The 24644-nt window shown below is 69.0% G+C and carries 16 protein-coding genes; 4 read left to right on the top strand and 12 right to left on the bottom strand.

The window, feature by feature from the left end; genetic code table 11:
- Positions 1-59 precede the first annotated feature (59 nt).
- The 5 genes from WH85_RS24310 to WH85_RS24290 form a co-directional block, all read right to left on the bottom strand.
- Entirely contained in the window at positions 60-563 is a 504-nt protein-coding gene (locus tag WH85_RS24310; RefSeq protein WP_083449225.1) for a mycothiol transferase, read from the bottom strand.
- A gap of 208 nt (positions 564-771) precedes the next feature.
- A complete protein-coding gene (locus tag WH85_RS24305) occupies positions 772-1722 on the bottom strand; it encodes a hypothetical protein (RefSeq protein WP_045744283.1) in 951 nt (316 codons plus the stop codon).
- Positions 1715-3070 carry an MFS transporter gene (locus tag WH85_RS24300; RefSeq protein WP_045744282.1) on the bottom strand — a complete coding sequence of 452 codons (1356 nt, stop codon included), beginning with the start codon at positions 3068-3070 and terminating at the stop codon, positions 1715-1717. The genes WH85_RS24305 and WH85_RS24300 overlap by 8 nt, the downstream gene beginning before the upstream one ends.
- 275 nt (positions 3071-3345) lie before the next feature.
- Positions 3346-5472 carry a SulP family inorganic anion transporter gene (locus WH85_RS24295; RefSeq protein ID WP_045744281.1) on the bottom strand — a complete coding sequence of 709 codons (2127 nt, stop codon included), beginning with the start codon at positions 5470-5472 and terminating at the stop codon, positions 3346-3348.
- Positions 5473-5650: 178 nt separating this feature from the next.
- Positions 5651-6721: an NAD-dependent epimerase/dehydratase family protein gene (locus tag WH85_RS24290; RefSeq protein WP_045744280.1), complete on the bottom strand. Its 1071-nt coding sequence runs from the start codon at positions 6719-6721 to the stop codon at positions 5651-5653.
- A 199-nt stretch (positions 6722-6920) separates the two neighbouring features.
- Here WH85_RS24290 and WH85_RS24285 point away from each other — a divergent pair, with 199 nt between their 5' ends.
- The 3 genes from WH85_RS24285 to WH85_RS24275 are packed head-to-tail and all read left to right on the top strand — an operon-like array spanning position 6921 to position 13225.
- Positions 6921-9503 carry a carboxylate--amine ligase/circularly permuted type 2 ATP-grasp protein gene (locus tag WH85_RS24285; protein WP_045744279.1) on the top strand — a complete coding sequence of 861 codons (2583 nt, stop codon included), beginning with the start codon at positions 6921-6923 and terminating at the stop codon, positions 9501-9503.
- Between the two features lie 23 nt (positions 9504-9526).
- Entirely contained in the window at positions 9527-11293 is a 1767-nt protein-coding gene (locus WH85_RS24280) for an N-acetylglutaminylglutamine amidotransferase (RefSeq protein ID WP_045744278.1), read from the top strand.
- A gap of 9 nt (positions 11294-11302) precedes the next feature.
- A complete protein-coding gene (locus WH85_RS24275; RefSeq protein ID WP_045744277.1) occupies positions 11303-13225 on the top strand; it encodes a S9 family peptidase in 1923 nt (640 codons plus the stop codon).
- A 315-nt stretch (positions 13226-13540) separates the two neighbouring features.
- On the opposite strand, the gene WH85_RS24270 is transcribed toward WH85_RS24275, so the two are convergent.
- The 7 genes from WH85_RS24270 to WH85_RS24240 all read right to left on the bottom strand — a co-directional run bounded on the left by WH85_RS24270 (position 13541) and on the right by WH85_RS24240 (position 23998).
- The gene (locus WH85_RS24270; protein ID WP_045744276.1) at positions 13541-14488 is read right to left on the bottom strand and encodes an endonuclease domain-containing protein; all 948 of its coding nucleotides are present in this window, start codon (positions 14486-14488) and stop codon (positions 13541-13543) included.
- 280 nt (positions 14489-14768) lie between these two features.
- Entirely contained in the window at positions 14769-18041 is a 3273-nt protein-coding gene (locus WH85_RS24265) for a CARDB domain-containing protein (RefSeq protein WP_045744275.1), read from the bottom strand.
- A 58-nt stretch (positions 18042-18099) separates the two neighbouring features.
- Positions 18100-19632: a glycoside hydrolase family 13 protein gene (locus WH85_RS24260; protein WP_083449222.1), complete on the bottom strand. Its 1533-nt coding sequence runs from the start codon at positions 19630-19632 to the stop codon at positions 18100-18102.
- An 11-nt stretch (positions 19633-19643) separates the two neighbouring features.
- A complete protein-coding gene (locus tag WH85_RS24255) occupies positions 19644-20513 on the bottom strand; it encodes a carbohydrate ABC transporter permease (RefSeq protein WP_045744273.1) in 870 nt (289 codons plus the stop codon).
- Positions 20510-21454 carry a carbohydrate ABC transporter permease gene (locus WH85_RS24250; RefSeq protein ID WP_045744272.1) on the bottom strand — a complete coding sequence of 315 codons (945 nt, stop codon included), beginning with the start codon at positions 21452-21454 and terminating at the stop codon, positions 20510-20512. The genes WH85_RS24255 and WH85_RS24250 overlap by 4 nt, the downstream gene beginning before the upstream one ends.
- Positions 21454-22827, bottom strand: coding sequence for an ABC transporter substrate-binding protein (locus WH85_RS24245; protein ID WP_045744271.1), 1374 nt, complete (start codon positions 22825-22827; stop codon positions 21454-21456). Before WH85_RS24245 ends, WH85_RS24250 begins: the two co-directional genes overlap by 1 nt.
- Positions 22828-23008: 181 nt before the next feature.
- Positions 23009-23998 (bottom strand): LacI family DNA-binding transcriptional regulator, encoded by a 990-nt coding sequence (locus WH85_RS24240; RefSeq protein ID WP_045744270.1) that lies wholly within the window; start codon positions 23996-23998, stop codon positions 23009-23011.
- Positions 23999-24163: 165 nt separating this feature from the next.
- On the opposite strand from WH85_RS24240, the gene WH85_RS53795 reads away from it, so the two are divergent.
- Positions 24164-24643, top strand: coding sequence for a methyl-accepting chemotaxis protein (locus tag WH85_RS53795; protein WP_045744269.1), 480 nt, complete (start codon positions 24164-24166; stop codon positions 24641-24643).
- Position 24644: the final 1 nt, after the last annotated feature.

Below are 24644 nucleotides of genomic sequence, written 5' to 3'. Positions count from 1 at the left end.
ACGGCTTGGGGGAGAGGGGCACCTGCTGTCATCCGGACGGCGGGCCGGTGTCCTCCGGGTCAGAGCAGGCCGCGGACGTAGGCGGCCTGGCCTGCGTGCTGGGCGTCGTCGTCGATGACGCTGACCAGGCGGACGGCTACCGTCACCGGGGGATCCCACGCCTTGTCGATGATGCGGTCGAGGTCGGGTTCGGTCAGGGACTCGAGGTAGCCGACCGTGCGTTCGTGGACCGCCGTGTAGTAGTCGATGAGCACGGTGTCGGATTCCGGAGCGACCGCGGCGACCTGCTCGGGCGTGTGCGCGTAACCGGTGTCGTCGGGCTCGGGCTCCAAGCCGAAGCGGGGCGCCCAGCCGCCGGACAGGTAGACCTGGTCCGTGCCGTCGATCATGTCGGTCAGGTGGTGGTCCTGTACCCGGGTCAGGTGCCAGACCAGCCAGCCGATCGGGTTCGCACCCGGGGCGGGCGCCCAGCGGAGCTGCTCGGGAGTGAGGCCGCGGACGGCGGTCTCCACCAGCTCGGGCAGCCGCCCGTGGGCCTCGATGAGGATGTCCTTCGCGTCCATGAAATCACCCTTCATGCAGAGAAACGATGTCCGACCTGAAAGTGGATCAGTCCGGACGATGACGCCGGGCCCGGACGGACCAGCCCAGAGGTGGACGATTCCGGGTGCTGGCACCGCCGGGCCCGGACGGGGCCAGCCCAGAGGTGAACAATTCTGGGTGCTGGCACCGCCGGGCCCGGGGTGGTTCGTTCCTTAGTGATCAAGCAGGTCAGTTCTCGGCGGAGGAATCGGACGAACCGGTGGAGCGGTTGGAGCTGTTGGAGTCGGAGTCGGTGGAGTTGGAGTCGGCGCCGCTCGAACCACTACCTGTCGAGCCGGTGTCGCTTCCACTGTCGGTCTGGTCCTGGCCGGAACCGCCGTCGGACGTCTCCTCCTCGGCGGGAGCCTCGGTCGGCTCGGTGGCCTCGGTCGGCTGCTCGGTCGGGCCGGTCTCCGCCGGGTCCGGGTCGGTGGTCGACTCGGTGCCGGGCTCGACCGTCTCCGTCGTCCCCGCGGTGTCGCCGGGTGCCGGAGTGGTCGTCTCGTCCGGGGACGGGGTGGTCTCCTCGTCGTCGGGCGAGCCGGAACCGGGATCGGACGAGTCCGACGAGTCCGACTGGAAGAGGATCGTCGGTGACCCGCTGTCCCGTCCGCTCGTGGCGTCCGCCGCCGAACGGCCCGCGAACAGTTCCGCCGCGGTCAGCGTGCCCATGCCCAGCACGAAGAACGCGCCCGCCACCAGTGCCACCCGCTTCCACCGGATCTTGGTGACCCCGGTCGAGGTGGATGCCGAGGAGTGGACGGCCCCGCCGGCGGCCGCCCCGGACACCACGGCACCGCCGGTGGAATCCGGAGAAGTGGAAGCCCCGGGAGCAGGCGCCCCGGAGACCGGAGCCGACGACGGTGAGACGTCGGCGGCAGCCACCACCTCGGGAGTGCCCACCGCGGCGGGCGCGGCGGTGAACGCACTCTGCAGGCGTTTGGTGCCCTTGTCGATCGAACGGTGGTAGATCTCGGTGCCCACCGAGCTGATCAGGCTTGCCACGGCGGCGCCGATGATGGTGCCGGCGACGCCGAGGAAGGATCCGACCACCGCTGCGGAGACTGCGGCGAGCGTTCCCGCGATGGTCTTGGGAATGTCGATACCGGACAGGAGCCGGGATTGCGCGTGGTCAGTCATGTGCCTCCTCTCCATCGCGCAAGCTCTCTGCCTTTACCTCACGGCCGGTCGTTAAACCGACCAGAACCTGACGGAGGGGGCGGAACTCGATGCCCTCCTCCGCCGTGATCTTGCGGCGGGCCAGGCGGCGGGTCCGCAGAATGCCTGCGACACCGATGGCGGCGACGGCGAACTGCACCGACATCGCGGCCCGGAAATCGGAGATGTGATAGTCGGCACTGCCGCCGGTGCGGGCGTCCAGGATCAGGCCGATCAACTCGATCGCGAGCAGCGACGCGACGAAACCGCCGACGTTGACGACCCCGGTCGCGGTGCCGAGGCGGCTCGGTGGGTTGAAGGTGCGGGCGAAGTCGAACCCGATCACCGAGCCGGGGCCGCCCAGCCCGATGGCGATCACCAGACCGATCAGCAGGGACATCGGCGCGCGGCCGGGCCAGGCGATCACCACGGCCCAGGCGATCATGTTGAGGGCGACGATGCCGAGGACCATCCACGAGCGCCGGAGCGGGTGCCGCTGGGTGAGCAGGCCGAGGAACGGGCCGGACACCATGCTGGTCACCACGAACAGGATGAGCAGTGAACTGGCCTGACCGCGGGTCAGACCCTCGCCGGCGATCAGGAACGGCACACCCCACATCAGCGCGAAGACCGTGCCCGTGAACTGGGTGGTGAAGTGGGTCCACAGACCGAGACGGGTGCCCGGGTGCCGCCAGGCCGCGCCGACCTCCGCGCCGAGATGCTGCCAGCTGATCGGCGGACCGCTGTTGAAGCGGCGTTCCGGGGTGTCGCGCAACGCGACGAAGATGACGATGGTGGCGAGGACCCCGACCCCGGCGGCACCGGCGAACGCGGTGGTCCAGCCGGGTCCGGCGAGAAGAGCAGCGAGGGGCACGGCCGAGAGCAGCTGACCGAACTGCCCCATGATGCCGGTGACCTGGGTCAGCACCGGCACCTGCCGGGCGGGGAACCAGTGCGGCACCAGGCGCAGCACGCTGATGAACGTCATCGCGTCGCCGGCGCCGACCAGAACCCGGGCGATCACGGCGCCGGTCACCCCGTCGGCGAAGGCCATCAGGGTCTGCCCGGCGGTCATGAACAGCGCGCCGGCCAGCACCAGGCGCAGTGATCCGAACCGGTCGAGGAGCAGGCCGACCGGGATCTGTAGAGCGGCGTAGACGAGCAGTTGCAGGACGGCGAACCCGGCCAGGGCACTCGCGCCGACGTCGAAACGGACCTGTGCGTCCAGCCCGGCGACGCCGAGGGAGGTCCGGTGCAGCACAGCGACGATGTATGCGGCGAGGCCCGCGGCCCACACCGCCCAGGCCCGGGCTCCGGGACGCAGCGGCATGGCTCGGCCTTTCGGATTCTTCGGGGGATCTGCCCCTTACCTTTCTCCGTGCCGCAGGTGACCTGCAACGTGCGCTCCCTCACGAGCAGACGAAGCACGAACGGACGGACGAACGGACGAACGGACGAACAACGAGCGGGCGAACAACGCGCGGACGCGTGGGATGAGCGGCCGAGGGCGGAAACAGCGCGGCCGGGCGGAAACAGCGCGGACGAAGGCGGAAACAGAAAGGTGGGGAGTGCGCACGCGCACTCCCCACCTGGAGAGGAGAAGGATCAGGCGGCGGGGATCGTCGACACCGGCCGCGCGTCACCCAGCAACGGGTCGATCTCGTACATCCGGGCCTCGGCCAGGTCGAAGAACATCCCGGTGATCCGGAGACGGCCGGCCGCCTCCGCGTCCTGCACGGTCGGATAGGTCCGCAGGTTGGCCAGCTGCTTGAGCACGTTGTCGGTGCAGCAGCGCTCCTCGTCGGTCACGTCGGTGAAGCCCACGTGCGAGTGCTCCAGCCATTCGCCGAGCGCCGAGCCCGGCCGCGCGGCCCCGTTCATCAGGGCCCGGACCGCACCGCAGCCGGAGTGGCCGCAGACCGTGATGGTGCCGACGCCGAGAACGTCCACGGCGTACTCGATCGCCGCCCCCACCGAGGAGTCCCCGGTGCCGTGCGCCGGCACGATGTTGCCGACGTTACGGACGCAGAACAGGTCACCCGGACCGCTCGCGGTGATCATGTTGGGGACCAGCCGGGAGTCCGCGCAGGTGATGAAGAGCTGCTGCGGGCGCTGTCCTTCCCGGGCCAGGGTGGCCAGATGCGGGCGGACCAGGGGCGCGACCGTACGCTCGAACTCCGCGATCCCGATCGCCATCGCGTCCCGGCGCTGCTGGTCCATGTCCTGCCAGCGGCTCCACGATCCGAGCACCCGCGGCGACCGTTTGCCGCTGCCGAGCCGCCCCGAGGTGGCTTGATGGAACCAGGAGTCGTGCACTTCGCGGATCTGGACGTGACCGCCGGCCCGCTCGTACCCCTCCTTCCATTCCCGGATCGTCTCGAAGGCACCGTGGTCGAGGTAGTCGAGGTGCAGTTCGACGTCGACGTCCGCCTCGGGCGGCAGTTCGCCGAACTCCCGGGTGAGCCGGGCCGACTCGACGAACGCCAGGGTGCCGGTGATCGTGACCAGCCACTTGCCGGGCGCGGTCTCGGTCCGGTGGATCTCCGAGCGGGTGAGCCGCCAGAGGATCATCAGGGCGGCGGTCACCATGCCGAGGGCCACCCCGGTGAGCAGGTCGACGAAGAGCACGCCGAGTGCGGTCACCACGTACGTGGGCAGTTCCCGGTGCCGTGCGTAGGTGCGGATCTGGGCCAGGCTGACCAGCCGGATCCCGACCACGATGAGCACCGCGGCGAGCACCGCCATCGGAATGGCCTCCAGCACGTTCGCGAAGAGCAGCACGAACGCCGCGATCCACACGCCGTGCAGGATGGCGGACGCGCGGGTCTTCGCCCCGGCCGCCACGTTGGTCGAGCTCCGCACGATCACTCCGGTGACCGGCAGGCCGCCGAGCAGGCCGGAGAGCGTGTTCGCGGCGCCCTGGCCGACCAGCTCGCGGTTGAGGTTGGCGCGCGGCCCGTTGTGCAGCCGGTCCACCGCGACCGCGGAGAGTAGTGATTCGACGCTCGCGACCAGGGCGATCGTCATCACGGCGACGAAGATCGAGCGGATCGGGGCGTCCGGCCAGACCGGGCGGATCATGCCGGCCAGCGGGTCGTCGGGCAGGTCGACCCGGGCCACGCCGTCGCCGATGAACATCGCGAGGACGGTCATCGAGGCCACCGCCACCAGCGCGGGCGGCAGCAGGGAGAAGCGGACGAGACGGGGCCAGAGGATCAGGATCGCCACGGTGAGGACGCCCAGCAGGGCGGAGGTGCCGTGGTGGGACACGATCTGTTGCGGCAGGTCGATCAGGTTCTGCCAGGCGGCGCTCTGTGCGGCGCCACCGAGCATGACGTGGATCTGGCTGAGGGCGATGGTCAGGCCGATGCCGGCCAGCATGCCGTGCACGACGGCGGGTGAGAGGGCCAGGGCCGCGCGGCCGAGGCGGGAGACGCCGAGCACGATCTGGACCAGACCGGCCATGGCGACGATGGCGGCGGTGCCGGCGAATCCGAATTCGGAGACGGCACCGGCCACGATGACGGTCAGGCCGGCGGCGGGGCCGCTGACCTGAAGGACGGAGCCACCCAGGGCTCCGGCGACGATGCCGCCGACGACCGCGGCGACCAACCCCGCCAGGAGCGGGGCCCCGGATGCCGCGGCGATGCCGAGCGACAGCGGGATGGCGATGAGGAACACGACGATGGACGCCGGCAAGTCCCGGCGCAAAGACTGCGTCAAGTCGGACATTTCGTAAATGTAGCTCAAGTGCGGTTAACGGGTGATTACCCACCCGCTCCTTACAGGTAAAACACAGCAAGTTAGGGTTATTCGCCCAGAAATCCGATAACGCCAATAATTACCGGAAACAACGACGAACGGCCGCGCGGCGAAACGCCGCACGGCCGTCGAAACGAGAAAGTGGAGGTCAGGCCTTCCAGATGTCCTGGTTCGCCTCGTACATCTCGCGCAGGATCGCCGGCACGTCGTACGTGTGCTTCCAGGTCGGGTAGTGCTCCTGGAACCGGGCCGTGTCGCTGATCCACCACTGGTGGTCGCCGGTCCGGTTCTGGTCGACGTACTCGGTGTTGGCGGGCACCCCGGCGATCTCGGAAGCGAGCGTGAACGCCTCCAGCACGCTGCAGTTCGAGAACCGGCCGCCACCGATGTTGTAGATCTCGGCGATCCGCGGCGCCTTGTGGAACGCCTCGAACGCGGACACCAGGTCACTGGAGTGGATCGCGTCCCGGACCTGCTTGCCCTTGTAGCCGTAGATCTTGTAGAGCCGCTGTTCCATGACACAGCGCATCACGTACGCGAGGAAGCCGTGCAGTTCCGCGGCGGAGTGACCCGGACCGGTCAGCGTGCCGCCCCGGAACACCGCGGTCGGCATGTCGAAGTACCGGCCGTACTCCTGGACCATCACGTCCGCGGCGACCTTGCTCGCGCCGAAGACCGAGTGCAGGCTGCTGTCGATCGACATGGTCTCGTCGATGCCCTGATACCACTTGTGGTCCTCGGGCAGCTCCCAGCGGGTCTCCTGCTCGATCAGCGGCAACGAGTTGGGCGTGTCGCCGTAGACCTTGTTGGTCGAGGTGAAGATGAACGGCGCCGTGATCGAGTGCCGGCGGGTGGCCTCGAGCATGTTGAGGGTGCCGACCGCGTTCACGTCGAAGTCGGTGAACGGCTCCTTCGCGGCCCAGTCGTGGCTCGGCTGCGCGGCCGCGTGGATGACCAGGCCGACGTTCCTGCCGAGCGAGGCGAAGAGCTTGTCCAGCCCCTCGCGGTCGCGGATGTCGATGCTGTGGTGCGTGTAGCGGTCGCCGATCTCCTTGGTCAGCCGGTCCAGGTTCCACTTCGTGGAGCCGTCCTTGCCGAAGAAGTAACCGCGCATGTCGTTGTCGACACCGACCACGTCCATGCCCAGCCCGGCGAAGTGCCGGACCGACTCGGACCCGATCAGACCGGCCGAACCGGTGATTACGACGACGCTGCTCATCAGGACCTCCGAGTGGTGTGGGGCGCCACGGGCCGAGATTACACACGGCATGCATGTCCGGGATGGGGCGGTCGGCAGTGTCGCCCTTGTCATGTTCGGCGAGAGCAGGAAACGGGCACGTCACAGGTTCGCTACATCAGCTGGGAAGGCTTCCGTGATCCGGCCCGGCGTGAGACGACAGATGTGAAGGCGGTTCTTGATGACGGAGTCGCTCCAGGCGCCCACCACCCCCGCGCCCGACCTGGGCGCCCTCACTCTCGGTGTGGAGGAGGAGCTCCATGTGGTCGACCTCGGCACGCGGGAGCTCGTACCCCGCGCCCCGGAGATCTTGGATCGCCTGGACGGCGCCCATTTCTCGGCCGAACTGCATCGCTCCGTGGTGGAGACCAACACCCCGGTGAGCACCACCCTGGACGGCCTGCGCGACGGCATCGCCCAGCGGCGCAGCGCGGCGATCGCGGTCGCCGAGTCGCTCGGACTGGGGCTGGTCGCCTCCGGAACCGTGCCACTGGTCGATCTGGACACCCTGCCGGTGACACCCACCTCGCGGTATCACCGGATGCTCCACGAGTACCAGATGCTCGTCCGTGAGCAGCTGATCTGCGGCACCCAGGTGCACGTCGGCGTGCCCGACCGCGACGAGGCGGTGGCGGTCGCCCAGCGCGTCGCGCCCACCCTGCCGGTGCTGCTGGCACTCTCCACCAGCTCACCCTTCTGGATGGGCGAGGATTCCGGGTACGCGAGCGTCCGCTCCCTGGTCTGGATGCGCTGGCCCACCGCCGGCGACAGCGGCGTGCTGCACTCCGCCGCCGAACACGAGGCCCTGGTCAGCGACCTGATCGCGTCCGGGACGATCAGCGACCCGAAGATGGTCTACTTCGACGTCCGGCCGTCCGCGCACGTGCCCACCGTCGAGCTGCGGGTGACCGACGCCAGCCCGGACACCGAGACCGTGGTGCTGATCGCCGGTCTCTTCCGCGCGCTGGTGCTGCGCGCCCAGCAGGAGCACCGGGCCGGGGCGCCGCTGCCGCCGGCCCGTCCGCCGCTGCACCGGGCCGCGATGTGGCGGGCCGCCCGGTCCGGCCTGGAGGGTGACCTGCTCGACCTGCCCCGGTCGCCGGTTCCGGTGCCGGCCGCGGTCGCGGTGGAGCGCCTGGTCAACGAACTGCGCCCGCAACTGGAGGAACTCGGCGACTGGGACCAGGTGTTCGACCTGACCGTCCGGGCGCTGAGCCTGGGCAGTTCGGCGTCCCGGCAGCGGCGGGCGCTGGCCCGCCGCGGCCGGCTCTCCGACGTGGTGGACCTGCTGGTGGCCGAGACCCGCGGCGGCACCACCACGACGGCGACCGCCGATACCGCCGCGCCGGCGAAACTCGGCGCCTACCGGGCGGACGGCGACGAGGCCTTCCCGGGCGGGACGGTGGCTCCGGCGTACACGGGCATGATCTCGGTTCTCAGTGACCTGGGCGCGACCGGTCTGCGGCAGCGCGAGGACGCCCGCGACGAGGAGCAGCGGGCCCGCGGCATCACGTTCAGCGTGGCCGGCGAGGCGGCGACCCGGCTGTTCCCGTTCGACATGGTGCCGCGCATCGTGCCGGCCCGCGACTGGCAGCGGCTCAGCGAGGGCCTGATCCAGCGGGTACGCGCCCTCGACGCGTTCCTGAACGACGTCTACGGCGAGCGTGCCGTGGTCGCCGACGGCATCGTCCCGGAGTGGGTGATCAACGGGTCGCCGGAGCTGCGGGCCAGTGGCGCCCTGATCGGCCGCAAGGCGGTCCGCACCCAGGTCGCCGGGGTGGACCTGGTCCTCGACTCGGCCACCGGCCGCTGGTGCGTGCTGGAGGACAACCTGCGGGTGCCGTCCGGGATCGCGTACGCGATGCAGAACCGCCGCCTGACCTGGAGCATCCTGCCCGAGCTGCCCCGCCCGTCCGGCCTGCTGTCGGTGGAGGAGACACCGCACCTGCTCAAGCGGGCGCTGATCGAGGCGGCCGGCCCGTCCGCCGGGGACGACCCGGCGCTGGTGGTGCTCAGCCAGGGCCCGGACGACTCGGCCTGGTTCGAGCACCGGATGCTCGCCGAGGCGATGGGTGTCCCGGTGGTCCGCAGCGCCGAACTCTTCGTCGACGAGGGCCGGGTGTGGCGTCTGCGGGACGGCAAGAGGTACCCCGTCGACGTCATCTACCTGCGGATGGGCGAGGACAGCCTGGTGCACTCGCCGGGCGCGGACGGCATGCCGCTCGGTCCGAGCCTGGTGGCCGCGCTGCACGCGGACACCGTCGTGCTGGCCAACGCGCTCGGCAACGGCATCGGTGACGACAAGGCGGTGTACGCCTACGTCCCCCGTTTCATCGAGTACTACCTCGGCGAGAAGCCGCTGCTCGCCGACGTCCCCACCTATCTGTGCGGGATCGCGGAGCAGCGGACCGAGGTGCTGTCCCGCCTCGACGAGCTGGTCTGCAAGCCGGTCGACGGGTACGGCGGCGACCGGATCGTGATCGGGCCGCACGCCTCCGCGGACGAGCTGGACGCGCTGCGCCGGCAGATCCAGGCCGCCCCGCACCGGTGGGTCGCGCAGGAGGTGGTCAGCCTCTCCACCCACCCGGTCTTCGACGGTCACCGGCTCGCCCCGCGGCACGTGGACCTGCGGGCGTTCGTCTTCACCGGCACGAGCCGCTCGGTGGTGGCGCCGGCCGCGCTGACCCGGGTCGCCCCGGCGGGCAGCATGATCGTCAACTCCTCGCGGGGCGGTGGTTCGAAGGACACCTGGCTGCTCGGATAACCCGATTCAAGGAGGTCATGTTCATGTGCGGAATCGCCGGAGAGATCTGTTACGGCGAACGACCCGCGGACATCGACGCCGTCCGGAGGATGCTGCCCTGCATGGAGTCGCGGGGGCCGGACGGTGACGGGCTCTGGGACCGGGGGCGGATCGCCCTCGGTCACCGGCGCCTGAAGATCATCGATCTGTCGGAGAACGGCGCCCAGCCGATGACCGACCCGGAGCTGGGCCTGACCGTGGTCTTCAACGGCTGCATCTACAACTACCGGCAGCTCCGGGACGAGTTGCGCGGCCACGGGTACACCTTCTTCTCGACCTCGGACACCGAGGTCATCCTGAAGGCGTACCACCGGTGGGGCGCCGACTGCGTGGACCGGTTCCTGGGGATGTTCGCGTTCGCGATCGTCGAGCACGACAGCGGGACGGTGACGCTGGCCCGGGACCGGCTGGGGATCAAGCCGCTCTACCTGGCCGAGTCGCCGGGGCGCCTGCGGTTCGCGTCGACGCTGCCGGCGCTGCTGGCGGCGGGCGGGGTGGACACCACCATCGACAAGGTGGCGCTGCACCATTACATGACGTTCCACTCGGTGGTGCCGGCTCCGCGGACCATCCTCGCCGGGGTGCGCAAGCTCCCCCCGGCGACGGTACGCGTGATCCGAGCCGACGGGACGTCCACGGAGCGGGTCTACTGGGAGGCCTCCTTCACCCGCGAGATCGCCGCGACGGACTGGACCGAAGCGGTCCGCGAGAGGCTCCGGATCGCGGTCGAACGGCGGATGGTCGCGGACGTGCCGGTCGGTGTCCTGCTCTCCGGGGGACTGGACTCCAGCCTGATCGTCGCGCTGCTCGCCGAGCAGGGGCAGAACGGGCTGACCACGTTCAGCATCGGGTTCGAGGCCGGTGGCGGGGAGCGGGGCGACGAGTTCGAGTACTCCGACCTGATCGCCCGCAAGTTCGGCACCGAACACCATCAGATCAGAATCGGTCCGGACCGGTTCCTGCCGGCGGTGGACCGGACCGTGGCGGCGATGAGTGAGCCGATGGTCAGCCACGATTGCATCGCGTTCAACCTGCTCAGCGAGGATGTGGCAAAGCAGGTCAAGGTCGTACAATCGGGGCAGGGAGCCGACGAGATCCTCGCCGGCTACAGCTGGTATCCGCCCCTCGCCGGTGTGCCTCGGGAACAGGCCGTCGAGGCGTACGCGAAGGAGTTCTTCGACCGGCGACACGCCGACCTGGCCCGGCAGCTCAACCCCGGATGGCTGCCCGACACCGACGTCAGCAGCGAATTCGTCGCCGCGAGCTTCGGACGCCCGGGTGCCACCACCGCGGTCGACGCCGCACTCCGGCTCGACTCCCAGGTGATGCTCGTCGACGATCCGGTCAAACGGGTCGACAACATGACTATGGCGTGGGGCCTGGAAGCACGCGTACCGTTCCTGGATCACGAGCTGGTGGAGCTCGCGGCGGCCTGCCCGCCCGAGCTGAAACTGGCCCGCGACGGCAAGGGCGTACTCAAGGACGCGGCCCGTGGACTCGTCCCCGACGAGGTCATCGACCGCACCAAGGGATACTTCCCGGTGCCCGGCATCCGGCACCTGGAAGGCCCGATGCTGGCGAAGGTGCGCGACACGCTGCACGCCCCGGCCGCCCGGAACAGGGCACTGTTCCGGCCGGAGTACGTGGACGCGCTCCTCGCCGACCCGAACACCCCGCGCACCACGCTCGGGGCGAACCAGTTGTGGCAGCTCGCGCTGCTGGAGATGTGGTTGCAGGACAACGGAATCTGAGGAGGCCGGATGAGTGGTCAGCTCCATCGCGTCGACGTCACCGTGCTGCCGGTCGGCTGGCACAGTCCCGACCCGCGCATCGAGTCCGAGGTGGCCGGCAACTGGTCACCCAGTCTCTCGCCGGACGGGCGGCACGTGGCGTACGTCTCCGACCGGGGTGGTGTGCCCGCCGTCTGGGTGCAACCGGCCGGCAGCGAGCTGACCTTCCGGGTCGACACCGGACCGGAACCGGTGTCCGCGGTCCGCTGGTCCTCCGGGGGAGGCTGGCTGGCCTGCCAGATCGCCCCCGGAGGCGCGCCGCGCCACGAGATCTGGCTGGTCCGGCCGGACGGGACACAGCTGCACCAGGTGGCCGGGTTCGGCACCGGCACGGCGGACAACATGCGCTGGCTGCCGGGCCGTCCGCTGCTGGCGTTCACCGAGAACCTGACGACGGCGGTGCTCGTCGACGCGGTCACCGGAACACGGGCGGTGGTCACCGACGGTGAGCTGGTCACCCTCCTCGACGTGGACCCGGCCGGGCGCTTCGCGCTGCTGCGGTACGGTCCCCGCGGGAGTCGCGACATCGTCCTGCGGGACCTGTCCACCGGCAGCGAGAAGCCGGTGACCAGCGGCGAACAGGCGATGTTCAGCCCGGGTGGCGGTTGCGTGTACGCGTTGAGCCTGGACGGCGAGTTCCCATCCTTGCTGCGGGTCGCTGGAGACGCCGTCGAGGTACTCGCCGGCGGCCCGGGTTCGGACCCCGGCCCGGGTTCGGACCCCGGCCCGGGTTCGGACCCCGGCGCGGGTTCGGACCCCGGCCCGGGTGACCTCGGTGCGGACGGGGCGGACGCTGATGGCGGGACCACCGACCCGGCCGGCGCCCTCGGCACGCTCTCCGGGGAGATCGAAACTTTTGCGGTGACGGCCGACGGGCGTACCGCAGCGGTTCTGTGGAACGTGCGCGGCGGTGAGTCGGAGGTCGCGCTGATCGGCCTGGACCACGACGGCGACCGCGTCCCGGCGGTGATCGCGCCGCTGCCCGGCCCGGTGGTCAGCGACCTCGCGTGGAGCTTCGACGGCTCGACGCTCGCGTTCACCGCCGAAGGCCCCGGACAACCGCACGGGGTCTGGACGTATGCGTCCGGGACGGTGTCCCGGGTGGCGGCGCTGCCCGCGGCGGACGACGCGGTCCGGCCGACGCTGCGGACCTTCCCGGCACACGACGGCCTGTCCCTGACCGGCTGGCTCTTCACACCGCCGACACCCGGGCCGCATCCGACGGTGCTGTGGCTGCACGGCGGACCGGAGGCGCAGGAACGACCCGGCCACGGACCGTTGTTCCAGTCGCTGGTCAACTGCGGGATCGCGGTGTTCGCCCCCAACGTGCGGGGTTCCAGCGGTTTCGGCCGATCGTTCGTGGACGCGGACAACGGGGCGTTACGCTACGGGGCGATCGCCGACGTGCGGAGCTGCGTCGACTACCTGCGGTCGGCCGGTGTCGCGGGCCGCGTGGGCATCATGGGACGGTCGTACGGGGGGTACCTCACCCTTGCCGCGTTGACCACGTTCCCCGGGCTGTTCGATGTCGGGATCGACGTGTGCGGCATGTCCAACTTTTCCACGTTTTATCAGCACACGGAGCCGTGGATCGCGGCGGCGGCGGTCAGCAAGTACGGCGACCCGGTCCACGACGCCGACCTGCTCCACGACCTCTCCCCGATGACCCGCATCGACCAGTTGCGGACACCGCTGATGGTCGTCCACGGCGAGAACGACTCCAACGTCCCGCTGATCGAAGCCGAGCAGGTGGTGGCTGCCCTGTCCGCGCGCGGCGTCCCGCACCGCTACCTGCTGTTCCCCGGTGAGGGCCACGAGTTGCTGCACCGCGATTCCCGGGCGGTCTACCTCCGCGAAACGATCGACTGGCTCTCCACCCACCTGCTCCCCTGACCGCCCCTCAACGCATGTCGAGTTCGGGCGTGGTGTCCGCCCAAACTCGCCACACTCCCCAGCCTGTGTTGATTTGCGGCGTCCACGACGCCCAAATTCGCCACGCTGCTCGGGGTGTGTTGATTTGTGGCGTCCACGACGCCAAACTCGCCACACTTCTCGGGGTGTGTTGATTTGCGGCGTCCACGACGCCCAAACTCGCCACGCTGTTCGGGGTGTGTTGAGTTTGGGCGTGGTGGGCGCCCGAAATCGCCACGGAGTTTGGGGTGTGGTGAATTCGGGGGCTGTGGGCGTGTGAGGTCACCGTGATGTGGGTCAGCTGCGCCAACCTGCTGCCTCGAGCGCCGCGCGGAGTTGTCGGATGACGACTTCAGGCCGGGAACGGAGAAGCCCGGCCGGAAACCGGAGCACCCGGTCGCCTCTGATCCAGACCTCGTTCTGCCGGACCATGTCGTCGCTCCAGTGAGTGGCCTCCATGTGATGAGAACCGTCGATCTCCACGTGGAGGCGCCAAGCCTTCCAGTAGAAGTCGAGGAAGCGCTGTCGTCCGGATGAGTCGCGCCGCCTCTCCTGCCGGCTCGGGGAAGGGAAGCCGTACATTCGGCACAGTTCGAGGAACTGCAGTTCGGACAGGGCTTGACTGCCGCCGGCGACGTCGATCAACGTGCGATTGATCATGGAATGCCGGGGTGATCCGCGACGTGTCGCGAGTACGGCGAAGATCTCTTCGGGCGTCACCCGGCGCTGCTGACATGCCGCCGCGATGATCGTCCGGGCGGCGTCGGCGCTGGACGCCCACGAAGCGCCGTCGATGACAGCACGGGCCGTGATGACACGCGGCGGGCTTCCCACCTGGCGGTGTTCGTCCGGCAGGAATCGCGTACGGGTGATGCGGATCGGCGGCATGTCGGTCGGCATCCTGGGCAGGCGGGTGGACCGTTGACGTTCCGCGGGAACGAGAACACACAGCGCGCTTTCGCGAAGGCCGCGGACGCCGGACTCCAGAAGGGCTGTCGTTCCACTGAGCGCGGCGCCGGGGCCTGCCGCCAGGAAGGCCACCCACAGTTGCTGAGGCCGAAGCAACCCGCCGTTGGTGGTCGCGACGATTCCGCGGCAGACGCGACGCCACCGGCCTGCGGTCAGACTGCCGCGGACCAGGTCCCGGCTGCCAAGGGCGGTCGCCTGAGCGGTGGTCAGGATGCCGGACTGCCGGAAGGCGGTCCATGTGAGCTCGTCGTCGTCCGGTCGGGGAGTGGCGGTCATCGGCACACGGTCGCAGGTCCGCCCGATCCGTGACGGGGCCCCTGTGGACAGCCGCCCACCGCGCCCGAAGTCACCACACCCCAAGCGGTGTGTTGATTTCGGGCGTCCAGCGCGCCCAAATTCAACACGCCTCCCAGGGTGTGGTGATTTCGGGCGTCCAGCGCGCCCAAACTCAACACGCCATCAGGGGTGTGGTGATTTCGGGCGTTCAGCGCGCCCGAAGTCAACACGCCTCCCCGGCGTGTGTTGAGTTTGGGCGCTTAATACACCCTGGAGGAGGTCAGTTGCGGGTGATGGTGAAGGTGGTCGTCGGGTTCTCGATGTCCCGGTAGTTGTCGGACAGGCGGAGGTTGGTGAAGGTCGCCGCGCCCACCGCCGGCCCCTGGCCCGCCTCCGGCAGCGGGTTGGCCCAGACCGCGTAGCCGGACTTGGCGTCGTACTGGTCGCCGCTCCGGTGGGCGCCGGTGATCGAGATGTTCGTCAGGACGGTGTCCTTGATCGGGTTGACCGGCTGGCCGCCGATGTACTGGGTCTGGAACATGATGCCGGCGTAGGTCGGGTCGACGATGTCCACATTGTTGACGCGGATGCCCTGGAAGACCTTCGAGGCGCTGAACAGCCAGATCGCCGGGAAGACCTGGTCGCCCCAGAAGTGGCCGCCGGCGCGGACGATCGAGATGTTGTCGAAGGTGGTGGGCGGGGAGGCGCCGAAGCCGTTCATCGGGTACCCGAAGTCGAGCGAGCTGATCGTGATGCCCGAGTAGACCAGCGTGTCGGCGATGTAGATGTTCTTGAAGGTGTTGGCGTAGCCGCCGTAGACGGCGATACCGGCCGCCCGCCACGTCAGGATCGTCGTCAGGTTCGAGAAGACGTTGTTGATCTCGTCGGCGCCGCCGGCGTCGATCGCCGAGAACAGGGCGAAGCTGTCGTCGCCGGTGGCGCGGGCCTCGTTGTTGTCGACCAGGTTGTCGGTGCTGCCGTTGGTCATGTTGACGCCGTCGGCGAACGTGTTCCGGATCCGCGAGTTGGTGATCTTCATGCGGTCGGTGTTGGCGCCCCAGTAGAGGCAGACCACGTGTTCGGCCCAGATGCCGTCGATGGTGATGTCGGCGACGTTGGCGAAGTCGAACACCTTGCCCGGCCCGTCGATGCGGATCGTGTAGTTGCCGAAGAAGGCGAAGTTCGCGAACGTCGACCCGTTGGCGGTGGCGTCGGCCCGGAAACCGGCGTCCGTCTCGGTCTGCGCCGACGGGGTGAAGAACCGGGTGTACCAGGGTCCGGCGCCGATCACGCGCACCGATCGCCCGTACACCTGGAATTTGGAGCTGGTCTGGTAGTCGCCGGCGGGCAGGTAGACGCCCAGCTTCGAGGTGTCCTGCCGGGCGGCGTCCAGAGCTGCCTGAACCGCCTGCTGATCAAATCCATTCGGCACGACATATCGTGAAATGTCGGGATTGGGGGCAGCGGCCACCTGCTCCAAGTTGATGAAGTCGATCGCAATCGGACCGGTATTCGCCGCGTCCTTCTGCAATCGAAGAGTGCTACCGGCAGGATACGACGCCGGCAACAGTATGTTCGCCTCATCGTAAATGTGCCGTGGCCCGGTCCCGGAATTCTGCGGCGCGCTCTCACTGCCGTAGAGCCAGGCGAAACGCGAGGTCAGTGGCAACGACCGGATCATGGTCCCGTTGACGTACACATTGATCGAGCTCGTCGTGTTGTCCGGGATGGAGAACCGGGCCACCACGGTGTTCGTCGCCGCCCGCGTCGTCCACTGCACCGAGGCGCCGGTCTGGTTCAGCGTGACCGCCTTGCGGCCGGACGCCTCACCGGCCAGGTCACCGACCGTGCGGTTCGGCCCGACGACCGCCGCCCCACCTGCGACCTGCCCGTCCTCCGCCTCGTAGAAGTCGAACGGCATGTTCGCGCCGCGCCCCACGAAGAACGACTTCTCGCTGGTGTTGTTCGCCTGCTTGACCGGCAGTTCGTTGGTGTCGTTCGCGATCACGGTCCGGACCGTGTAGCGGCCGTTCACCGCGGTCCACGTGCCCAGGGTGATCGCCGGCGAGGACGCGCCGGCTGCCAGCGTGCCGGTCCACGATCCGGTCAGGGTGCGGACGACCGTGCTGCCGTCGAGGACGGTCAGCGTCACATTGTGGGCGCCGCCCGCCGAGGCCGCCGAACCCTGGTTCTTCAAGGTCACCCCGAACGTCACCGTGTTGCCCGCCGCCGGGGTGCCCGGGGACCAGGTGACCGCCGAGGCGACCAGGTCGGAACTGCTGACCGGGGTGACGACGAGTGCCGTCGGATGGGTCCACGCGTTGTTGGCCTCGTTGGTCTCGGCGACCGAGCCGGACTCGTCGACCTTGGCGGACAGCTGGTAGCTGCCCGCCTCCCGGGTTCCGATGGTGGCGGACACCGTCGTGGAGGCGCCGGCCGCGAGGGCGGGGACCGCCACGGTGCCGGCGCGAGTCGTACCCGTATAGAAGTTGATCTCGGAGGATCCCGATGCGGCGGTGCCGGCGTTGCGCACGGTGGCCGACGCCGTGATCGTGTCGGTCTCGATCGGGGCGCTCGGCGTGAACGAGGTGGCCGTGATCGTCAGATCCGGGTTCGGTGCGAGCGCACCGAACGCCTGCACCTCCGCCACCTGGCCGCCCGGCGCTCCCGTGTTGGCGGTGAAGGAGAGGCGCAGGTCGGCGAGGGTCGCGCTCACCGGGACGGTCACCATGTTGCCGGTGGCCGGATCGAAGGTGTACGCCGCCGAGCCCACCACCGTCGCGAAGGAGGACGACGACTGCTCCCGTCCCAGGACCGCGAACGTCTGGGTCCGGGTGGCCCAGGCGCCGTTCGGGTTGAGTTTGACGACGACCGAGGTCAGGGCCGCGTTGGCACCCAGCTTGACGGTGAGGTTCGCCGGGTGGGCGCCGCTCTCCCAGTAGGTCGCGGTGTTCCCGTCGTTGGCGTTCGTCGCGACGAAGCCGCCGACGGTCGACGACGCTTCGGCGGGTTTCTGGGCGGCCAGATCGTTTCCGGTCGGCGGCGGCTCGGAACCCCCGGTGCCGTAGACCTCGAGTTCGGACAGTTGGGCCGCGGGCCAGCCGGTGTTCGCCGAGAAGCTCAGCCGTACGTAGCGCACCGAACCGGACACGTCGATGCTGACGGTGTTCGCGCTCGCCGGGTTGAAGACGTACCCGGCGCTCGCTTTGAGGGTGCTGAACGTGGAGCCGTCGGTGCTGCCCTGCACGGTGAGGGTCTGCGTGCGGGTGGTCCAGTCGGTGGCGGGCGGCAGTTTGAGCACGGTCCGGTTGATCGCGGCGGTGGCTCCGAGATCGACCTGCAGCCACTGCGGGAAGGCGTTGCTGCTGCTCTCCCAGTAGGTGGCGGCGTTGCCGTCGCCGGCGTTGGACGGTTGGTAGACGTCGTTGCGGCTGGCGGCCGTGAAGGTCTTTCCGGCGGCCAGGTCGGTGTCGGCGGCGTTCGCCGCGGCGGGAGCGTGAAGGAGAGCTGCCACGGTGATCGCGACGACCGCGAGCACCCTTGTTCGAGACATGGGAGCGCCTCTCTGACAGGGGATGGGGGTGGTGCGCGCCGGGACGGACCCGGACGAATCAGCGGCGGAGCCAGACGGCGGTGTCGGGGGGCAGCAGGTCGCCGTCGAGGGGTGCGCTGGTCAGCAGCACCGACGTGTGATCCGGGAGTGCGACCGCACGTTCGGACAGGTTCAGGGCGACGACGAGGTCAGGACCGCGGGTGTACGCGAGAACGCCCGCGCCCGTGCCGACCCAGTCCATCGGCGCGTCCCGGAACCCGCGGCGCAGCCGGATCGCGGTGCGGTACAGCTCCAGCATCGAGCCGGGGTCGCCGGTCTGGGCCTGCACGGTCAGGCCCTTCCATTCGGCGGGCTGGGGCAGCCACAGTTCGACGGCGGAGCCGCTGAACCCGAACGGCGCCTCGTCACCGGACCAGGGCAGCGGCACCCGGCAGCCGTCCCGGGTGTGCCCGCGCCGGGCGAACATCGGGTCTTGGACGAGGTCCTCCGGGATCCCCTCGTGTTCGCCGAGTCCCAGCTCCTCGCCCTGGTAGACGTAGGTGGCCCCGGGCAGCGAGAGGGTCAGCAGCGCGGCCGCCCGGGCCCGCCGGGTGCCCAGCGCCAGGTCGACCGGGGTGCCGTCGAGGTTGTTGTCGAAGCTGAACGTGGTGTCGGCCCGGCCGTACCGGGTGACGTGCCGGGTCACGTCGTGGTTGGAGAGCACCCAGGTCGGCGGGGCGCCGACAGTCGCGTGCGCGGCCAGGGTGCGGTCGATGCAGGCCCGCATCAGGGTGGCGTCCCAGGCGCAGCCGAGGAAGTCGAAGTTGAAGGCGGCGTGCAGTTCGTCCGGGCGCAGGTAGTTGGTGAACCGTGTGACGTCCGGCATCCACACTTCGCCGATCAGGGCTTTCTCCGGGTACGCGTCGGCGATCCGCCGCCACGAGCGGTAGATGTCGTGTACCGCGTCGAGGTCGTGGAACGGGTGCGGTTCGCCGTCGACGACCTCGGGCAGGGCCGGGTCCTTGACGAGCAGGGCGGCCGAGTCGATCCGGATGCCGTCCACGCCCCGGTCGAACCAGAACCGCAGGATGCTCTCGAATTCGGCTCGGACTTCGGGGTTGTCCCAGTTGAGGTCGGGCTGTTCCGGGGTGAAGAGATGGAGATACCAGGATTCGTCCGGTAGCCGTGTCCAGGTCTTCCCGCCGAACTCGCCGGTCCAGTTCGTCGGCTCGTTGCGGAACCAGAATCGGTCGCGTCCCTCGCCGGCCAGAGCCTTCTGGAACCAGGGATGCTTACTGGACACGTGATTCGGCACAATATCGATAATTATCCGGATATTTGCCTCGTGGGCCTCCGTGATCAGCGCCGACGCCTCGGCCAGCGTGCCGAACACCGGGTCGATGTCGCGGAAGTCCGCCACGTCGTACCCCGCGTCGGCCATCGGCGACGGGTACCACGGGCTCGTCCAGATCGCGTCGACCCCGAGATCCCGCAGGTGACCGAGCCGGGACCGGATGCCGGCGATGTCACCGATCCCGTCGCCGTCCGCATCCGCGAAACTGCGCGGATAGACCTGATAGATGACCGCATCACGCCACCAAGCTGTGGACACCGATACCTCTCTCAACCCTTCAGCCCACCCGAGGTGAGGCCGGACATGATGTTGCGCTGGAAGATCAGGAAGATGACGACGGTCGGGATCGCCGCGATCACCGACGCCGCGATCACCACGTTCATCGGGGTGCCGCCGGCGAAGGCGTAGATGCCGACGCTGACCGTGCGGGTGTCCGGGTGCGGCATGACCAGTTTCGGCCAGAGGAAGTCCTTCCAGACCGCGGTCACCGCGAAGATCGAGACCACCCCGAGGATCGGTCGCGCCATCGGCAGGATGATCGAGGCGAGGGTACGCAGCGGACTCGCCCCGTCCACCTGAGCGGCCTGCACCAGTTCGTCGGGTATCGCGTCGAAGAACCGCTTGAGCAGGAAGATGTTGAACGCGTTGGCGACCATCGGCAGCCAGATCGCAAACGGCGAGTCCAGCAGGTTCAGGTGCACGACCGGCAGCTCGATCACGGTGACGTACTGCGGGACGATCAGCACCATCGCCGGGATCATCAGGGTGGCCAGCATCGATCCCAGGATCGCGGTGCCCAGGACCGGGCGCAGCTTGGAGAGCGCGTACGCCGCCGCGGTGTCCAGCACCAGCTGGAACACCACCGCCCCGGCCGCGTAGTAGAACGTGTTGAACAGCAGTTTGCCGAGGTTCAGGTGGTTCCACGCGTCGGCGTAGTTCTGCACCCGGGGGTCCTGCGGGAACAGCGTCGGTGGCGTCTGCGCGATCTCCTGTCCGCTCTTGAGCGCGCCGGTGACCATCCAGTAGAGCGGGCCCAGGAACACCAGGGTGAACACCGTGACGACGACCGCGAGCAGCGTCCAGTAAACGACCCGGCCCCGCTTCACCTGTGTCGAGGAGATCAGGGTCCGGCTGCTCATGCATCGTCCTTCCTGGTGGTCAGCCGCACGTAGTAGGCGGAGAAGACGGCCAGGACGAGCAGCATGATCACGCCGAGGGCGGCGGCACCGTTCAGATCGTTCTGGAAGAACCCGTGCTGGTAGATCAGGTAGGCGACCGAGACGGCCGAGTCCTGCGTCCCGGCGCCGTTGGCCAGGATCAGCGGCTCGATGAAGAGCTGCATGGTCGCGACGATCTGCATCATCGCCAGCAGGGCCAGGATCAGCCGGGTCTGCGGGATCGTGACGTGCACGATCCGCCGCCAGACGCCGGCCCCGTCGAGTTCGGCGGCCTCGTACAACTCGCCGGGGATGTTCTGCAGCGAGGCCAGGTAGATCAGGACGGCGCTGCCCATGTTCATCCAGGTCGACGCGATCACCATGGCCGGGATCGTCATCCGCGGCGACTGCATCCACTCCGACGTCGGCAGGTGCACCGCCGTCAGGATCGCGTTGAACAGTCCCGCCTCGCTCGGGTCGTACGCGTAGTACTTGAAGAGGAACAGTGCCGAGGCCGGCGGCAGCATCACCGGCAGGTAGACCAGGATCCGCAGGTAACCCGTCGCGTGCCGGAACTCGTTGAGCAGGATCGCCACGAAGAACGGCAGCGCGTACCCGAGGACCAGGGCCAGGACCGTGAAGACGAACGTGTTCTGCCAGGCCGTCCAGAAGCTCGGGTCGGCCACGATCCTGGTGTAGTTGTCCCAGCCCACCCAGGTGGTCTCGCCGCGCCGGGTGCGCTGGAAGCTCATCACCACGCCGCGGATCATCGGGTACCACATGAACAGGGCGAAGCAGAGCACCGCGCCGATCAGGAACGCGTGGCCGGTGAGGTCGTCCAGGATCCGGCGGCGTCGCCGGGACCCGGCCGGGTGCACGGTGACCTCCTCGTGCACCCGGGCCGCAGCGGTGAGGACGCTCATCAGCTGCCGGCGGCCAGCAGCTGATCGACCTTCTCCTGCGCGGTCCCCAGGAGGGTGTCGACGTTCGCCTTCGGGTCGGTCAGCACCCCGGACATCGCGCCGTCGAGCACCGCGTAGATCGCCTGCGCGTTGCGTGGCTCGCCCTGGATCGGGACCGGGTTGTTCTCGAAGGCCGCGAAATTGCCGGTGTCCACGTTCGCGTTCGCCTTGCGCAGCTCCAACTCCTGCTTCTGCGCGTCACTGCCGTTGGCGAACAGCAGCGGCTGCGGCAGGCCGACCGGGTAGTTCTGCGGCTTGGCCCGGACGTAGTCGAGCTGACCCTTGCCGGGGGTGAGCTTCTGGTACGCGATCCACTTCAGGCCGGCCTCGACCTGCTCGGGGCTCAGGTCCTTCTTGAAGAAGTAGCCCTCGCCGCCGCCGAGCGTGCCCTTGGCGGGACCGTCCTGGCCGGGCAGCGGACCCATCGCCCAGTCCTCGTACTTCCCCTGGAACTGGCTGACGATCGCCTGGGTGGCGTCCGGGGCGCCGATGAACATGCCGACCTTGCCCGCACCGGCGCTGGTCAGCAGGTCACCCCACTGGAGCAGCTGTCGGTCGCCCATGCTGTCGTCGGCGTACCGCATGTCCTTCAGGTTCTGCAGGACCTGCCTGCCGAGCGGGTTGTTGAAGTCGGCCTTCTTGCCGTCCTCGCTGAGGACCCGGCCGCCCTGCGAGTAGAGCAGCGAGGTGAAGTGCCAGCCGCCGGTGTTGCCGGCGCTGTACTCGGAGTATCCGGCTATGCCGTCACCGAGCGCGGCGATCTTCTTGGCCGCCGCGCGGACCTCGGGCCACGTCGTCGGCGGGTTCGCCGGGTCCAGGCCGGCCCTGGTGAACAGCGTCTTGTTGTAGACCAGGCCCATCGAGTAGTTCTTCACCGGGACCGCGTAGAGCTTGCCGGAGTCGGTGAAGACCTCCTTGAGTGCCGGGTCGACGCTGTCCCAGGTGGGGACGGTGCTCGCCGACACGGCGGACGTGATGTCCAGGGCTCGGCCCGAGTCGAGCACCTGCTGCAGGTCGGTCATGTACCCGTAGAAGACGTCGGTCATCGTGCCGCCGGCCAGCCGTGCGGTGAAGTCCGGCGGGTTGTTGCACTGCTCGCCGACGCTGACGCTCTTGATGGTGATGTCCGGATTCGCCTGCTCGAAGGCCGCGACGTCGGCGTTCCAGTTGTCGAGCAGCTCCTTCTGGGCGCCGACCGGCTGGCAGTCGACCGTGATGGTGACCGTGCCATCGGTGTCGGTGCCCGAATCGTCGCCCTTGGTGGAGCAGGCCGTGAGGGTGGCGCCCAGACCGGCCACGAGCAGGATGCCGAGCGCTTTTCTGGTGTCGAGCATGGGGGACGTCCTTCCCTAGACGCACCTATGGCCTGGAGTCAGATGTGATCTGGCTCTCGCATGTTTCGTGGCTGTGACGATACAAAGACGGACTGTGTCGCGCAAGAACTCGACTTGATCGAGAAATTTCTAGACACACAAAAAGGGCGAGCCGTTCGGCTCGCCCTTTTGCCTGGTTACGTCAGCGTTTGGGTGCGGGGCCCGTCGATCCGCGGACCACCAGCTCCGGCTCGAAGAGCAGCTCGTCCGGCTCGACGCCGCCACCCTCGATCTGGTTGACCAGCAGGTCGACGGCCGCCTGCCCCATCGTCTCGATCGGCTGGCGGACCGTGGTCAACGGCGGATCGGTGCAGGTCATCAGCGCCGAGTCGTCGAAGCCGACCACCGAGACGTCGGCCGGCACGTCCAGTCCGAGGCGGCGGGCCGCCCGGATCGACCCCAGCGCCAGCACGTCGCTCGCACAGATCAGGCCGGTCGCACCGCGCTCGATCAGCTTGGTCGCGGCGAGCCGGGCGCTCTCCATCGAGAAACTGGTGCGCTCCACCGACCAGCCGGCCCCGGCGATCCGGGTCAGCGCCTCCAGCTTGCGCCGCGACGGCATGTGATCCTCCGGCCCCATCACCATGCCGATGTGCTCGTGGCCCAGCGAGCGCAGATGACCGTACGCCTGCTCGACCGCGACCGCGTCGTCGGTGGAGATGTGCGGGAAGCCCACGTCCGCCCCGGCGTTGACCATCACGACCGGCATGTTCCGGTCGATCAGCGCCCGGTAGTGCGCGTGCTCCGCGTTGGCCAGCGCGTAGGCGCCGCCGGCGAAGACCACCCCGCTGACCTGGTGATCCAGCAGCATCTCGATGTAGTCGCGCTCGGGCACGCCACCGATCGTGCGGGCGCACAGCGCCGGGGTGAAGCCGCGCTGCGCCAGCGACGCGGTGACCACCTCGGCCAGCGCCGGGAAGATCGGGTTCTGCAGCTCGGGGAGCACCAGGCCGACCAGCCGGCCCCGCTCGCCGCGCAGTTTGGTGGGGCGCTCGTAGCCGAGCACGTCGAGCGCGGTCAACACCGACGTGCGGGTCGCCTCGGAGACGCCGCTGCGCCCGTTGAGCACCCGGCTGACGGTCGCCTCGCTGACCCCGGCCTTCTTCGCCACTTCGGCGAGACGTTTGGTCACGTCGGAATCTTACGTCGGATCCTTGCAAGAAATGAACTTCCTTGTTGCGTACGCGGACCCGGCTCCGGCTGTGCTTGCAGACATTTGCAGGCACGGGGAAATCGCCGCGCCGCCGACGGTCCGGTGGGATGTTGGTGGCGAACGGCAGAAAGGGGCCACCCCCACATGACCGACTGGGAGCAGAACGACGACTGGTCGGCGCAGGACCGGCAGCGCGACTCCGTGCACCGGCTCGCCAGCGTGAGCGACGACATGGCCACCGCCACCCGGTCCGCGGTCCGCGCCGCCGAGACCGCGGTCCAGGTCATCCAGCGGTTGGAAGCGAGCAGCACCGAGATCGGCAACGTGGTGCAGCTGATCGCCACCATCGCCCGCCAGACCAACCTGCTGGCACTCAACGCCACCATCGAGGCGGCCCGCGCCGGCGAGGCCGGACGCGGCTTCGCCGTGGTCGCCAGCGAGGTCAAGGACCTCGCCAACGAGACCGCCACCGCCACCAGCCAGATCGGCAGCCAGGTCGACGGCATCCGGTCCGGCACGGGCGACGCCGTCTCCGCGATCGAGGAGATGCGCAACCTCATCGAAGAACTCGACCGCTGCCAGAAAGTCATCAGCGGGATCGTCGTGGAGCAACAGGCGCACTGAG

It is taken from the genome of Actinoplanes rectilineatus (genome assembly GCF_000962825.1).
GTDB lineage: Bacteria > Actinomycetota > Actinomycetes > Mycobacteriales > Micromonosporaceae > Actinoplanes > Actinoplanes rectilineatus.
The sequence above is the reverse complement of the archived record's forward strand: the minus strand, read 5'-3'. Positions and strand labels throughout refer to the sequence as shown.

Excerpts from the sequence above, each read along its gene's own strand:
- WH85_RS24310 (WP_083449225.1), bottom strand. The coding sequence starts at position 563 with ATGGACGCGAAGGACATCCTCATCGAGGCCCACGGGCGGCTGCCCGAG.
- WH85_RS24305 (WP_045744283.1), bottom strand. The coding sequence starts at position 1,722 with ATGACTGACCACGCGCAATCCCGGCTCCTGTCCGGTATCGACATTCCC.
- WH85_RS24300 (WP_045744282.1), bottom strand. The coding sequence starts at position 3,070 with ATGCCGCTGCGTCCCGGAGCCCGGGCCTGGGCGGTGTGGGCCGCGGGC.
- WH85_RS24295 (WP_045744281.1), bottom strand. The coding sequence starts at position 5,472 with ATGTCCGACTTGACGCAGTCTTTGCGCCGGGACTTGCCGGCGTCCATC.
- WH85_RS24290 (WP_045744280.1), bottom strand. The coding sequence starts at position 6,721 with ATGAGCAGCGTCGTCGTAATCACCGGTTCGGCCGGTCTGATCGGGTCC.
- WH85_RS24285 (WP_045744279.1), top strand. The coding sequence starts at position 6,921 with ATGACGGAGTCGCTCCAGGCGCCCACCACCCCCGCGCCCGACCTGGGC.
- WH85_RS24280 (WP_045744278.1), top strand. The coding sequence starts at position 9,527 with ATGTGCGGAATCGCCGGAGAGATCTGTTACGGCGAACGACCCGCGGAC.
- WH85_RS24275 (WP_045744277.1), top strand. The coding sequence starts at position 11,303 with ATGAGTGGTCAGCTCCATCGCGTCGACGTCACCGTGCTGCCGGTCGGC.
- WH85_RS24270 (WP_045744276.1), bottom strand. The coding sequence starts at position 14,488 with ATGACCGCCACTCCCCGACCGGACGACGACGAGCTCACATGGACCGCC.
- WH85_RS24265 (WP_045744275.1), bottom strand. The coding sequence starts at position 18,041 with ATGTCTCGAACAAGGGTGCTCGCGGTCGTCGCGATCACCGTGGCAGCT.
- WH85_RS24255 (WP_045744273.1), bottom strand. The coding sequence starts at position 20,513 with ATGAGCAGCCGGACCCTGATCTCCTCGACACAGGTGAAGCGGGGCCGG.
- WH85_RS24250 (WP_045744272.1), bottom strand. The coding sequence starts at position 21,454 with ATGAGCGTCCTCACCGCTGCGGCCCGGGTGCACGAGGAGGTCACCGTG.
- WH85_RS24245 (WP_045744271.1), bottom strand. The coding sequence starts at position 22,827 with ATGCTCGACACCAGAAAAGCGCTCGGCATCCTGCTCGTGGCCGGTCTG.
- WH85_RS53795 (WP_045744269.1), top strand. The coding sequence starts at position 24,164 with ATGACCGACTGGGAGCAGAACGACGACTGGTCGGCGCAGGACCGGCAG.